The following is a 13,523-nucleotide window of genomic DNA, read 5'->3' as shown; positions in this document are numbered from 1 at the left end:
CGTCATTTCGTCCGTCCTTTGCCGGGCAAGCTCGCCCATGCCTGGATGCCAGCATGATTCCTTACGCTCGGCAAAGCCTCGATCAGGCGGACATCGACGCCGTGGTCAGCGTCCTGCAGTCTGACTGGCTGACCCAGGGGCCGACCATCGAGCGCTTCGAGCGGGCGATGGCCGAGCGCTGCGAAGCTGATTTTGCCGTGGCAGTGTGCAATGCCACGGCGGCCCTGCACATCGCTTGCCTGGCGGCCGGGCTCGGGCCGGGCGACTGGCTGTGGACGACACCGAACACCTTTCTCGCCTCGGCAAACTGTGGTCGCTACTGCGGTGCCGAGGTGGATTTTGTCGATATCGACCCGCTCACCTGGAACCTCGATGCCGGTGCGCTGGCTGTCAAGCTGGAGCGGGCCGAGCGTGAAGGCAGGCTGCCGAAAGTGCTCGTGGCCGTGGCGTTCTCGGGCCAGAGTTGCGACATGCGCAGGATTGCCGCACTGGCCAAGCGCTATGGCTTTACGGTGATCGAAGACGCGGCCCATGCCGCCGGTGCCTCCTACGCCGGGCGCCCGGTGGGGTGTGGCGAGTTTGCCGCGATGACCGTGTTCAGCTTTCACCCGGTGAAGATCATCACCAGTGCCGAGGGCGGCATGGTCATGACCAATTGCCCGGAACTTGCCGAGCGTTTGCAACGCCTGCGCAGCCACGGCATGACCCGGGATCCGCAGCAAATGACCGGACCCAGCCACGGTCCCTGGTACTACGAGCAGGTGGAGCTGGGGTTCAATTACCGTATTACCGACCTGCAAGCGGCCCTTGGCTTGTCGCAGTTGAACAAGCTGGATGAGTTTATCGAGCGTCGGCGTGAACTGGCGGCGCGTTATGACCGTTTGCTGGCGTATCTGCCGTTGACACTACCCGGTGCACAACCTGAGGCCGAGTCGTCCTGGCACCTGTATGTGGTGCGGCTGCAACTCGATCAGATCACGCTCACCCATCGAGAGGTGTTCGAGGGATTGCGGGCTGCCGGGGTCGGGGTGAACCTGCACTATATCCCCGTGCATTTGCAGCCTTACTACCGTGACCTGGGGTTCGCCAAAGGTGATTTCCCGCAGGCCGAGCGTTATTACGCCGAAGCCATCAGCTTGCCGTTGTATCCGTTGCTCAGTCATGAGCAGCAGGACTATGTGGTCGAGCAGATGCAGCAACTGATCGAAATCATCCAGCCATTGCGACGAGTGGGAAATGTGTGATGCGTGAACTGACTGAGCAGGAGGCTTTCTGGCAGGGCGAATTCGGCAACCAGTACGTTGACCGCAATCTCGGACAGCCGCTGGTGGCGGCCAACCTGGCGCTGTTCGCCAAGGCACTGACACGGGTCGGACGCCTCGACAGCCTGTTGGAACTGGGCACCAATGCCGGTAACAACCTGCAGGCTCTGCACCAGCTGTTGCCGCGCTGCGAGTTGTTCGGCGTGGAGATCAATGCCAATGCGTGCGCCGCTGCCAAGGCGTTGGGTATTGCCCACCTCTGGCACGGCTCGCTGTTCGATTTCCCTCGCGAGCGCACCTTCGACCTGACCCTGAGCAAAGGCGTACTGATTCACCTGGCACCGGAGTTGCTGCCGGCTGCGTACGCGCAACTGTATGAGCTGAGCCAGCGCTACATATTGATCGCCGAGTACTACAACCCGGCGCCGGTCGAGGTTCCGTATCGCGGCAACAGCGGCAAGTTGTTCAAGCGCGATTTTGCCGGTGAAATGCTCGATCGCTATGACGACCTGCAACTGCTCGATTACGGTTTTGGCTACCACCGCGATCCACAATTCCCGGTGGATGACATTACCTGGTTTGTCCTGGAAAAACGCCGTTGAACAACGTCGCCATCATCCCGGCCCGCGGTGGCAGCAAACGCATACCCCGCAAGAACCTCAAGCCGTTCGCTGGTGTGCCGATGATTGCCCGCTCGATTCAGGTTGCTCTGGAGTGCGGGTTGTTTTCCCGGGTGGTGGTCAGCACCGACGACGAGGAAATCGCCGGGCTGGCGCGCGACTGTGGCGCTCAGGTGCCCTTCATGCGCCCGGCGGAACTGGCCGACGACTTCACGGGCACCGCCGCGGTGATCGCCCATGCCCTTCAAGCATTGCGCGAACAAGGGGATAATTTTGACCGCGCCTGTTGCATCTACGCGACCGCGCCGTTGTTGCAATCGCGATTTCTTGTCCAGGGGCTGAGCCTGCTGGAACAGCATCCCGACAAGTCTTTTGCATTCTCGGTGTGCGACTTCGGTTTTCCGGTCCAGCGAGCCCTGACCCTTGATGAGCAGGGCGCCCTGACGGCGCTGTACCCGCAGTATCGTGATACCCGCTCCCAGGATCTGCCGAGCGCCTATCAGGATGCCGGGCAGTTCTACTGGGGGCGCAGCGATGCCTGGCTGCGTGGCGAAGTGCTGTATTCACCGTACAGCCTGCCGGTCATCCTGCCGCGGCATCTGGTGCAGGACATCGACACAGCGCAGGACTGGACACGCGCGGAATACCTGTATGCCGCGCTCAAGGCCGCAGGTGAGCTGCAATGAGAGTGCTGATTCGTTCTGACGCCTCGCCGACCATCGGCAGCGGCCACATCGCGCGCTGCCTGTGCCTGGCCCGCGTATTGCGCCGGCAAGGCAGCCACGTGGCTTTCGCCTGTCGCTTGTTGCCGGGGCATCGGCTGGAGGCACTGCGGGCCGAAGGTTTCGAAGCCTTTGAACTGCCCGAGCGCTACAGCGACGAAGACCCGGACCAAGCCATCGAATCCATGTTGCCCTGGCAGGCGGACATCGCCGCGCTCGCACCGTTACTGGAACACCAGCCGGCGTTCGACTGGATCATTGTCGACCACTACGGCCTCGATCATCACTGGCAGACCGCCGCCCGGCGCTTTGCGCCACGGATCGCCGTGGTCGATGACCTCGCCACGCGGACCTACAGCGCCGACCTGTTGCTGAACCAGAATCTCTCGGGTACGCCAGAGGCTTATACCTCGCTGCTGGCGCCCGGCTGCCGGACTTTGTTCGGTCCGCGGTTCGCCATGTTGCGCGACGAGTTCTGCTGCCCGGCCATTGAGATCAAGCCCCGGGCTCGACGTGTACTGGTGAATTTTGGCGGGTTCGACGCGGCCATGCAGACCCATCATGCAATGCTGGCGCTGGCGGACTTTCCCGAACTGGAAGTCGATTTTGTCGCCGGTGCGGGTAATCCGGCCTGGGCGCAGATGCAGGCGTTGGCGGCCAGTCGCCCGCATTGGCGCCTGCACAGTTTTGTCAGCGACTTTTATCGATTGATGACCGAAGCCGACCTGTTTGTCGGGGCTGGAGGCGGCACCAGTTGGGAACGGGCGGCCATGGGGTTGCCGACGATTTGCATTGCCGTATCGAACAACCAGCAGGCCAACGGCGAGGTCATGGCGGCCGCAGGCGCTCATGTGTTCATGGGGGCGCGCGAGCAAGTCAGTGTCGAGCAACTGCGCCTGGCCATCGGCTTTGTCGCGGGTAACCAGGGTTTGCGCCAGAGCCTGGCGCGGCAATCGCGACAACTGGTCGATGGACGGGGTGCGCAGCGGGTGGCGGCTGCACTGGCGGGAGCGGTGCTGAGGATGCGACCGGCGACCCAGGGGGATGCGCAACTCCTGTTCGACGGGCGCAACGCCGAGGCCGTGCGTCGCTGGTCGCTGGAGACCGGCGTGATCGAATGGTCGGCGCATCAGAACTGGCTGACGGCGAGCCTGAGCAATGTCCGGCGGCTGTTGTTGATTGCCGAGGCTGATGACGGCCCGGTCGGTGTGCTGCGCTATGACCTGCGTGGCTTTACCGCCGAAGTGTCGATTTATCTGTTCGAAGGCCGGTTCGGCCTGGGCTGGGGCAGGGCGCTGCTGGCCCGTGGAGAATCTGTTGTGAAGGCCCACTGGCCGGAACTGGAGTCGCTCAGCGCCCAGGTCATGCCCGCTAACCAGCCGTCGCTGAAGGTCTTTCGCGAAGCCGGTTTTACCCAGAGTGACTGCGCGTTCACGCGCGTATTGAAGGATCACGCAGATGACTAGCTTCAAGATTGGCGAGCGCCTGATCGGTGCCGATGCACCGCCCTTCATCATTGCCGAGATGAGCGGCAACCATAACCAGTCCCTGGACATGGCGCTGCAAATTGTCGAGGCCGCGGCCAGGGCCGGCGCCCATGCGTTGAAGCTGCAGACCTACACGGCCGACACCATGACCCTGGATCTGGCCGAGGGCGAGTTTTTCATCAAGGACCCTAACAGCCTGTGGGCCGGTACTTCGTTGTACGCGCTGTACGAAAAGGCCCACACACCCTGGGAATGGCATGCGCCGATTTTCGCACGGGCCAAAGAACTGGGCCTGCTGGCGTTCTCCACGCCATTCGATGACAGCGCCGTGGACTTTCTTGAAAGCCTCGACGTGCCGGCCTACAAGATCGCCAGTTTCGAAAACACCGACCTGCCGCTGATACGCCGGGTGGCCGCGACGGGCAAGCCGCTGATCATTTCCACCGGCATGGCCAGCATCGCCGAACTCGATGAAACCGTGCGCGCCGCCCGCGAGGCCGGGTGCAAGGATCTGGTGCTGCTCAAATGCACCAGCACCTACCCGGCATCACCGGCGAACAGCAACGTGCGCACGATTCCTCATTTGCGCGAGCTGTTCGATTGCCAGGTGGGGCTGTCCGATCACTCCATGGGCGTCGGTGTGTCCGTGGCGGCGGTGGCGCTGGGCGCAACGGTGGTGGAAAAGCATTTCACCCTCGAGCGTGCGGCCGGTGGCGTCGATGCCGCTTTCTCGCTGGAACCCTCTGAACTGGCCAGCCTGGTGATTGAAACCGAACGCGCCTGGCAAGCCATGGGGCACGTGCATTACGGCGTCAGCGAGGCAGAGCGGCCATCCCTGGTGTACCGTCGATCGCTGTATGTCACCCGGGACATGGAGGCCGGCGAGCCCTTCAATGCGACCAACCTGAGAGCCATCCGTCCGGGGCTCGGGCTGGCGCCCAGGCATGCCCCAAGCCTGCTGGAACGCCGTGCCCGTCAGGCCATCAAGCGTGGAACCGCGCTGGATTGGTCGTTGGTCGAATAACCCATAAGCGGGGTGAATCGGCAAAATAGAGTGACCTGCGAGTCATAACGCGCATCTTCACTGTATTGTATTGACCGGGAAGATGGCGCCTGACCCCTTTATCGGGTTCAGTGATAGCCCTTTACGCTTCCCGGCCGTCGCCCCGGGGTGACGGAAATCCAGGTTTGTCGGCGCCCCTCGATTCCTGCGAGTGGTGGTATTGGGCTGTTTATTATTGGGAAGCCGTAATGATTGGCATAAAAAGCATTGCGAGCTACGTTCCTGTAGCCGGCGTGGACAATTACGCACAAGGTGCAAAATTCGAGAAGGATGAAGAATTCATCCTGGGCAAGATCGGTTCGGCTTTCCTGCCGCGCAAGGGCGTTGATCAGGAAACTTCCGATCTGTGCGTTGAAGCGGCCAATGCGCTGTTTGCCAGCAACCCTGATCTGAAACGTGAATCCATTGATGCATTGATCGTCGTCACCCAGAACGGTGACGAAGAAGGCCTGCCGCATACCGCGGCCATCGTGCAGGACAAACTCGGCCTGCCGACCAACGTCGCCGCGTTCGATATTTCCCTGGGCTGTTCCGGTTACGTCTACGGCATCTATGCGATCAAAGGCTTCATGGAGGCCGCCGGCCTGAAGAACGGCCTGCTGATCACTGCCGACCCGTATTCGAAGATCGTCGACCCGGAAGATCGCAACACCACCATGCTGTTCGGCGATGCCGCCACGGCCACCTGGATGGGTGAAGACCCGACCTGGGCACTGGGCAAGGCCAAGTTCGGCACCGACGGTTCCGGCGCTCCGCACTTGAAAGTCACCGACGGCGTGTTCTTCATGAACGGCCGCCAGGTATTCAACTTCGCACTGCTCAAGGTGCCGGCGCATTTGCACGAGTTGCTGGGTGAGTCGCAACTGAGCGCTGACGACATCGATGCGTTCTGCATTCACCAGGGCAGCGCGGCAATTGTCGACGCGGTGGCGCGGCGCTTCGAAGAGTGTCCGCAGAAGTTCATCAAGGACATGGTCGAGACCGGTAACACGGTGTCGTCGAGCATTCCATTGCTGCTGGAAAAGCATATTCTCGATTCCGAATGGAAGCGCGTTGCGCTCAGTGGTTTCGGAGTGGGGCTGTCATGGGGTTCGGCGATCATCTATCGTCCTTGAGTAAAAGTCTTTTCATAAAAAGGCCGGTACAAAAAAGCGCCCAAGGGTTAACCTTGAGCGCTTTTTTGCTTGTAAGGAATGCGAGGTAGCATGAGCGAATGCTTTGAAGACAATGCTCAGGTTATCCAGCGGCGCTGGCCGCCGCTGTATGCGAGATTGAATAAGGAAGATCGCCTGGCCGTCGAGGTCGACCTGATCGAAGGACGGGACTCGACGTTGTGCGTGGGCGGCATCCAGCTCACCAGCCGCCATGATCGTCTGCACGAGGCGCGCCTGCAGGCCGCCAGCCTCCCGCTCGACAAACCACAGCTGCACGTTTACGGCACCGGTTTCGGCGATTTGCCTTGCGTTCTGCTGGAGCGCGCGGGGCTTGAAAAGCTATACGTCCATATTCTCAACGGCGCACTGTTCGCGCTGGTGTTGCAACTGATCGACCAGCGCCAATGGCTGAGTGATCCGCGCGTGCAACTGCTGTATGCCGGCGATATGTCGGACATCTGCACACCGTTTTTTGCATTGCCGGCCGAGTTGCTGCTGGCGGATGACTTCAGCGCGAAGATTCGTGATCGCCTGGTCAGCGAAGTGCATCTGAGTTTCAACAATCGTGATTTCGACCCGCAGTCGCCGGTCATTGTGCAGCGCTTGCACGATACCCTAGACGTGCTGCTGGCCGATGATGATGTGGCGCAGCTATTTGGTACCTGCCCCGATCGTGAAATCTATGTGATCGGCACAGGGCCAAGCCTTGAAGGGAATTTCGAGCGCCTGGCCGCCGTGCGCAATCAAACGCCACGACCTCTGTTCATCAGTGTGGATACCGCTTACAAACCCCTTCGCGAGCACGGGATCAAACCTGACCTGGTCGTGAGCATTGACCAGCGCATCAGTGTGCTGCACTTGCCGGGCGAGGGCTCCGAAGGCATTGCGCTGGTGTACTTGCCATTGAGCGATCCACACATGCTCAAGGCCTGGAAAGGCAAGCGCTACGGCGGTTATTCCGCCAGCCCGGTCTACGCCGCGTTGCGTGAGCAACACCCGCGTGCACAACTCTACGTCAGTGGCAGCGTGATCCATCCGGCGGTCGATCTGGCGGTGAAGATGGGCGCACAGCGCATCACGCTGTTCGGTGCCGATTTTTCCTTTCCAATGAACAGGACCCATACCGGCTGGAATGATGGGGATCTGGGGCCGCCCGTGAATCAGGCCAGGCACTGGGTGCATGATGGTCATGGGCAGAAGGTCAAGACACAGTTGAATTTCCGCAGCTACCTGTGCGAGCTCGAGCGATACATCGCCAGGCATCCCGAGGTGCTTTTTTTCAATAGCAGTCGGGCTGGGGCAATGATTGCCGGGACGCAGTTCAATCAGGATTTCGTGCAATGAAGCCTCTAGTGAAAGGCATTGATGAGTGCCGGCAGTGCGCGGGGTTGTTTCGTCTTGGGTGTGATGTCGAAGCGGCGTTGATCATGGTTGATCTGTTCGATGAAACCCAGCGTCTGTTTGCTAAGGCGCCCCAGGATGCTCAGCAGGCCTGGGCTTTGATGCTCAGGCAAATGCTGGACTGTCAGGAGCGCCAGGATTGGCTGGGACTTGCCGACTTCATGGAGTATGAGCTGGTCGATTTGCTGGACAGCCTGCCGGCCTGAAGGGGCGGCGACAGCTTTGGCACGGGCCTTTGTGGGCCGGACAGTTTCATGGCGTCATTTTTTTACGGTTGAGGGGGCGCTAAGCCCTTGTTTTCTCGGGGGTGGCAGGGTGATGGCATTTTTTTTAAAAAGCCCTCAAGCAACCTGCCAACCCGACGATAACTATTACGAAGGTTCTCTAGGCCATACCCGGCGGTTGCCAGGGCCGGAAGCCGCAGTACCCAACCAACGAGGAATTCGTCATGGCTTTAACCGTAAACACTAACACCACGTCGCTGGGCGTTCAGAAAAACCTGAACCGTGCTACCGATGCACTTTCGACCTCGATGCAACGTCTGTCTTCCGGCCTGAAAATCAACAGCGCCAAGGACGACGCCGCCGGCCTGCAGATCGCAACCCGCATGGCTGCACAGATCCGTGGTGGTACCCAGGCAATCCAGAACGCCAACGACGGTATCTCCGTTGCCCAGACCGCTGAAGGCGCTCTGCAGGCTTCGACCGACATTCTGCAGCGTATGCGTGAACTGGCTGTTAAAGCACGTAACGGTACCAACAGCACTGCTGACCAGACCGCTACCAACTCCGAATTCGCTCAGATGTCTGACGAGATCACTCGTATCTCTGCTTCGACCAACCTGAACGGCAAAAACCTGCTGGACGGCACGGCTGGCACCATGCAGCTGCAAGTTGGCGCCAACACTGGTTCGGCCAACCGCATCGACCTGGTACTGAGCTCCAAGTTCGACGCCGTTTCCCTGTCCGTAGGCAGCGGTACTGTTGTTCTGACCGGTGCAACTTCCGCCACCCTGTCGGCCAACATCGACAACGCGATCACCGCTATCGACGCTGCTCTGGCATCGATCAACGCCACCCGCGCAAACCTGGGTGCTTCGCAAAACCGTCTGACCAGCACCATCTCCAACCTGCAGAACATCGTGGAAAACACCACTGCTGCACAAGGCCGTGTTCAAGACACCGACTTCGCCCAGGAAACCGCGAACCTGACCAAGCAGCAAACCCTGCAACAGGCTTCTACCTCGGTTCTGGCACAGGCCAACCAACTGCCTTCCGCTGTACTGAAGCTGCTTCAGTAATTTCGGAATGAGTTTGGGCGGGGGAGTGTGCTTGCACGCTCTCTCGCTTTTTTACTTTAAGAGGTGATGGGCATGGAGATGAGCGTAAAGCTTGGCGTGTCTTATCCGGCTCCCCAGCCAGCGAGCACCGTCACGGATCAGGCGCCGGAAAAGCCCAAGGCCGTGAGCGTGGCTCCGGAGGCGGACAAGAAGCCGGACAAGGATGACACCCATCTGAAGCAGGCGGTGCAGCAGATCGAAAAGTTTGTACAGTCGATCAAGCGCAACCTGGAGTTCTCGATCGACGAGCAATCCGGAAAGGTCGTCGTCAAAGTGATTGCAAGCGAAACGGGCGAAGTCGTACGACAGATTCCCTCCGCAGAGGCCCTCAAGCTGGCAGAGAGCCTGAGCAATGCGAGCCACGTATTGTTCGACGCCAAAGTCTGATAGCTGGCATGAATAGTGTTTGTACGTTCTTTGGACGCAGGTAAAGGTCAAAAGAGTGGCAGCAACCTGAAGGGAGACTAAAAATGGCAAGTCCAATTTTGCCGGGTACGGGCCTTGGCTCTGGCCTGGATATCGGTGCGATCGTTACTGCGCTGGTCAACGCCGACAAATCGGCGAAACAGACGCAGATCGATACTCAGACCAAAACCAACACGCTGAGGATTTCCGGTGTCGGTTCCCTGAAAAGCGCACTGACGGCCTTTCAGACGGCGCTGACCAATCTGGGCAGCAAGACCAATCCTGCGTTTGCGGGTTTTAGCGCAACTTCGGGTACCCCGTCGATCCTGGGGGTGACTTCCGACAACACCGCCGTTGCCGGCAGCTACAGCGTTGTTGTGAATAACCTGGCCACCAGCTCGAAAGTAGCCAGTGCTTCTTTTGCCGGCGGTGCTGCCAGTGCCATTCCGAGTGGTACTCTGAAAATCAGTCAGAATGGCACTGATTATGATGTCGCGATTCCAGCCAATGCGACCTTGCAAAGCACCCGGGATGCCATCAACTCTGCACAGGCGAGCAATGGTATTTCTGCCAACATCGTGACCGACAGCACGGGTGCGTCGCGACTGGTGATCAGCTCGAACAAGACCGGTGCGGGTTCCGACCTTGTGGTTAGCGGTATCGCCGGCCTTGAAATCGATGGTACCCAACCGATGGGCGCCAACCCTTCGGCTACCAGTTCAGGTGCGGTCAACGGGATTGCGGTGGACGCATCGTTGACCATCGACGGTCTGGCAGTGACCAGCAAGAGCAATACGGTGACCGGTGCAGTCAGTGGCCTGACCCTGAACCTGGCGTCCGCCAGCACCGGTACGCCGCCGGCTGCCGCGACCGTCACTGTCGCGACCAACACCACCGGTTTACAGACATCGATCCAGTCGTTCGTTGATTCCTACAACACCCTGATGAACACCATCAATTCCCTGTCCAAGGCGACGGCGGGTGCCGATGGCAAGCTGACGGTCCAGGCGGCGTTTACCGGTGACTCGATGCCTCGCGCACTGATTTCCGATATTCGCGGCGTACTGACGGCTCCAGGGGCGGGCGGTCCATTGGCCGTGCTGTCGCAGCTCGGCGTGATGACGGACGAAAAAACCGGCAACCTGGCGTTCAACTCGACGACGTTCAACAAGGCGATGACCACTGGCGGCATGAGTGGCCAGGTGCAGCAGCTGTTCAACGGTACCAATGATACCAATGGCCTTCTGGCGCGCATGGGCGCTGCCATCAAGCCTTACGTATCAACGGGCGGGTTGCTGGATCAGCGCAATACCAACCTGCAGAGCCTCAGCAAGAACCTTACGAACCAGCAGTTGGCGCTGGACTTGCGTGTCGAGAACATGACCAAGACGTTGACCGCCAAATACAACGCAATGGACCTTCTGGTCGGGCAAATGAAAGCGACGGCGACAAGCATCACCTCGTTCTTCACGACCTTGAACGCCCAGAAGTCCAACAACTAGTCATGAGCTGACGACAAAAACCCGGCTACGCCTTTTCGCGTGTGCCGGGTTTTTGTCTTCTGATCTAAAGTTTTTTGACTCGCTGACGATACACTGGTCATACGAGTCATTGTGGTAATGAGGTAGAACATGAATCCAATGTTAGCCCTTCGGCAGTATCAGAAAGTGGGTGCGCACGCCCAGACGTCCGAAGCGAGTCCGCATCGTTTGGTGCAAATGCTCATGGAAGGTGGCCTGGACCGTATCGCTCAGGCCAAAGGCGCCCTGGAGCGCAAGGACATTCCCGTCAAGTGTGTATCGATCAGCAAGGCGATTGGCATCATCGGTGGCTTGCGTGAAGGTCTGGATCTTGAAAAGTGCGCCGATACCCTGGGTGAGCTCGACAGTCTCTATATCTACATGATGAAGCGTCTGGCCGAGGCAAACATCAGCAGTGATCCGAAGATTCTCGATGAGGTCGCGGGCCTGCTTCGCACGGTGAAAGAAGGCTGGGACGGTATTGCTGAGCCAGGTCCGCAGTTCTGAGGAGATCGCCATGAGTCTTGTATTGCAGCGAATAGAACAAACCCGTGAAGCGCTGGTAGGTGCCCTGGCTGAGCGTGACTGGGAGGCTATCGGTCAATTGGACCTGGATTGCCGTTCCTGCATGGAAGACGTCTTGAGCGAGGCTTCGCTGGACGAGGAGGTTCTGCGCAGCAATCTTGAGGAGCTGCTGTATGTCTACAAGCAGCTGCTTGAGGTGGCGATGGGGGAGAGGCAGGCGATAGTCGACGAAATGTCTCAGATCCAGCAAGCGCGGAACGCGGCAAAGGTTTACCATCTGTTTGGTTAATTAACCCCAAGTTAATCCAGATATGTGCGCCATAAATTTGACTGTGCACGGTTTTTTGACTTAACTAGTGGCTGGTTCCAGAATTCAGTCGTCTTCAGGCATATCAGGCCTGCAAGCGTTTAGCTTGCCCCAGCATTTTGGGCATTGAGTTGACTAGGGAAGTTGCTATTGCATGTGGCGTGAAACCAAAATTCTGCTGATTGATGACGATAGCGTCCGCCGCCGCGACCTGGCGGTGATTTTAAATTTTCTCGGCGAAGAAAATTTACCCTGCGGTAGCCATGACTGGCAGCAGGCTGTCGGCTCTTTGTCGTCAAGTCGTGAAGTAATCTGTGTCCTGATCGGGACGGTCAATGCTCCTGGTACACTTCTGGGCTTGCTAAAGACACTCTCGACCTGGGATGAGTTCCTTCCGGTTTTGTTAATGGGCGATAATTCTTCCATTGACCTGCCGGAGGACCAGCGTCGCCGGGTGCTTTCGACCCTCGAAATGCCGCCCAGCTACAGCAAGCTGCTCGACTCGCTGCACCGTGCCCAGGTCTATCGCGAGATGTACGACCAGGCCCGCGAGCGCGGTCGTCATCGCGAACCCAACCTTTTCCGCAGTCTTGTCGGCACCAGCCGGGCGATCCAGCACGTCCGCCAGATGATGCAGCAAGTCGCCGATACCGATGCCAGCGTGCTGATCCTCGGTGAGTCCGGCACCGGCAAGGAAGTGGTTGCGCGCAACCTGCATTACCATTCCAAGCGCCGCGAAGCGCCGTTCGTGCCGGTCAACTGCGGGGCGATCCCGGCCGAGTTGCTGGAAAGCGAATTGTTCGGTCATGAGAAGGGCGCCTTCACCGGGGCAATCACCAGCCGTGCCGGTCGATTCGAGCTGGCCAATGGCGGCACCCTGTTCCTCGATGAAATCGGTGACATGCCGCTGCCGATGCAGGTCAAGCTGCTGCGCGTATTGCAGGAGCGCACCTTCGAGCGAGTGGGCAGCAACAAGACCCAGAGCGTCGACGTGCGCATCATTGCCGCGACCCACAAGAATCTCGAAAGCATGATCGAGATTGGCACCTTCCGCGAAGACCTGTACTACCGCCTGAATGTGTTCCCGATCGAGATGGCGCCGCTGCGAGAGCGCGTCGAGGATATTCCGCTGCTGATGAACGAGCTGATCTCGCGCATGGAGCACGAGAAGCGCGGTTCGATCCGTTTCAACTCGGCGGCGATCATGTCGCTGTGCCGGCATGGCTGGCCGGGCAACGTCCGCGAACTGGCCAACCTGGTGGAGCGCATGGCGATCATGCATCCATATGGCGTGATCGGCGTGGTCGAGTTGCCGAAGAAATTCCGCTACGTCGACGATGAAGACGAGCAAATGGTCGACAGCCTGCGCACTGATCTGGAAGAGCGCGTGGCCATCAACGGCCATACCCAGGACTTCACCGCCAGCGCCATGTTGCCGCCGGAGGGCCTGGACCTGAAGGACTACCTCGGTGGACTGGAGCAAGGGTTGATTCAGCAAGCGCTGGATGATGCCAACGGCATCGTGGCCCGCGCGGCCGAGCGTCTGCGTATTCGTCGTACCACGCTGGTGGAAAAGATGCGCAAGTACGGCATGAGTCGTCGTGATGGAGACGAACAGGCGGATGATTGACGCCTGTTTTTCAAGCCATTCATTTATAAGAAGTTTTTTTTAGGCATGGGTATTGCTTCGTTCCTCGCAACGTTCCGTTTCACTGACG

General features: G+C 59.3%; 14 protein-coding genes. All 14 read left to right on the top strand.

Going from position 1 to position 13,523, the window contains the following annotated elements; translation table 11 throughout:
• The first annotated feature begins 53 nt into the window (after positions 1–53).
• The 14 genes from pseC to PPUTUW4_RS19705 all read left to right on the top strand — a co-directional run bounded on the left by pseC (position 54) and on the right by PPUTUW4_RS19705 (position 13,435).
• Positions 54–1,244: a UDP-4-amino-4,6-dideoxy-N-acetyl-beta-L-altrosamine transaminase gene (gene pseC / locus PPUTUW4_RS19770; RefSeq protein ID WP_015096267.1), complete on the top strand. Its 1,191-nt coding sequence runs from the start codon at positions 54–56 to the stop codon at positions 1,242–1,244.
• A complete protein-coding gene (locus tag PPUTUW4_RS19765) occupies positions 1,244–1,864 on the top strand; it encodes a pseudaminic acid biosynthesis-associated methylase (protein WP_015096266.1) in 621 nt (206 codons plus the stop codon). Before pseC ends, PPUTUW4_RS19765 begins: the two co-directional genes overlap by 1 nt.
• Positions 1,861–2,568: a pseudaminic acid cytidylyltransferase gene (gene pseF, locus PPUTUW4_RS19760; RefSeq protein ID WP_015096265.1), complete on the top strand. Its 708-nt coding sequence runs from the start codon at positions 1,861–1,863 to the stop codon at positions 2,566–2,568. Before PPUTUW4_RS19765 ends, pseF begins: the two co-directional genes overlap by 4 nt.
• A complete protein-coding gene (gene pseG, locus PPUTUW4_RS19755; RefSeq protein ID WP_015096264.1) occupies positions 2,565–4,070 on the top strand; it encodes a UDP-2,4-diacetamido-2,4,6-trideoxy-beta-L-altropyranose hydrolase in 1,506 nt (501 codons plus the stop codon). The genes pseF and pseG overlap by 4 nt, the downstream gene beginning before the upstream one ends.
• Positions 4,063–5,115: a pseudaminic acid synthase gene (gene pseI / locus PPUTUW4_RS19750; RefSeq protein ID WP_015096263.1), complete on the top strand. Its 1,053-nt coding sequence runs from the start codon at positions 4,063–4,065 to the stop codon at positions 5,113–5,115. The genes pseG and pseI overlap by 8 nt, the downstream gene beginning before the upstream one ends.
• 227 nt (positions 5,116–5,342) lie before the next feature.
• On the top strand, positions 5,343–6,269 hold the full coding sequence (locus PPUTUW4_RS19745) for a ketoacyl-ACP synthase III (RefSeq protein WP_015096262.1): 927 nt from the start codon (positions 5,343–5,345) through the stop codon (positions 6,267–6,269).
• A 90-nt stretch (positions 6,270–6,359) separates the two neighbouring features.
• Entirely contained in the window at positions 6,360–7,652 is a 1,293-nt protein-coding gene (locus PPUTUW4_RS19740) for a 6-hydroxymethylpterin diphosphokinase MptE-like protein (protein WP_015096261.1), read from the top strand.
• Positions 7,649–7,915: a hypothetical protein gene (locus tag PPUTUW4_RS19735; RefSeq protein WP_015096260.1), complete on the top strand. Its 267-nt coding sequence runs from the start codon at positions 7,649–7,651 to the stop codon at positions 7,913–7,915. Before PPUTUW4_RS19740 ends, PPUTUW4_RS19735 begins: the two co-directional genes overlap by 4 nt.
• A 242-nt stretch (positions 7,916–8,157) precedes the next feature.
• Positions 8,158–9,009, top strand: coding sequence for a flagellin domain-containing protein (locus PPUTUW4_RS19730; RefSeq protein WP_015096259.1), 852 nt, complete (start codon positions 8,158–8,160; stop codon positions 9,007–9,009).
• A 72-nt stretch (positions 9,010–9,081) separates the two neighbouring features.
• The gene (locus PPUTUW4_RS19725; RefSeq protein ID WP_015096258.1) at positions 9,082–9,435 is read left to right on the top strand and encodes a flagellar protein FlaG; all 354 of its coding nucleotides are present in this window, start codon (positions 9,082–9,084) and stop codon (positions 9,433–9,435) included.
• 83 nt (positions 9,436–9,518) lie between these two features.
• A complete protein-coding gene (fliD, locus tag PPUTUW4_RS19720; RefSeq protein WP_015096257.1) occupies positions 9,519–10,955 on the top strand; it encodes a flagellar filament capping protein FliD in 1,437 nt (478 codons plus the stop codon).
• Between the two features lie 129 nt (positions 10,956–11,084).
• Positions 11,085–11,480: a flagellar export chaperone FliS gene (fliS, locus tag PPUTUW4_RS19715; RefSeq protein ID WP_015096256.1), complete on the top strand. Its 396-nt coding sequence runs from the start codon at positions 11,085–11,087 to the stop codon at positions 11,478–11,480.
• Positions 11,481–11,490: 10 nt separating this feature from the next.
• A complete protein-coding gene (locus PPUTUW4_RS19710) occupies positions 11,491–11,787 on the top strand; it encodes a hypothetical protein (protein WP_015096255.1) in 297 nt (98 codons plus the stop codon).
• A gap of 172 nt (positions 11,788–11,959) precedes the next feature.
• Complete coding sequence (locus PPUTUW4_RS19705; RefSeq protein WP_015096254.1) at positions 11,960–13,435, top strand: sigma-54 dependent transcriptional regulator; 1,476 nt, start codon at positions 11,960–11,962, stop codon at positions 13,433–13,435.
• Positions 13,436–13,523 lie beyond the last annotated feature (88 nt).

The organism is Pseudomonas sp. UW4 (assembly GCF_000316175.1).
GTDB lineage: Bacteria > Pseudomonadota > Gammaproteobacteria > Pseudomonadales > Pseudomonadaceae > Aquipseudomonas > Aquipseudomonas laurylsulfatiphila.
This window is presented reverse-complemented; position numbering and strand designations above follow the sequence as displayed.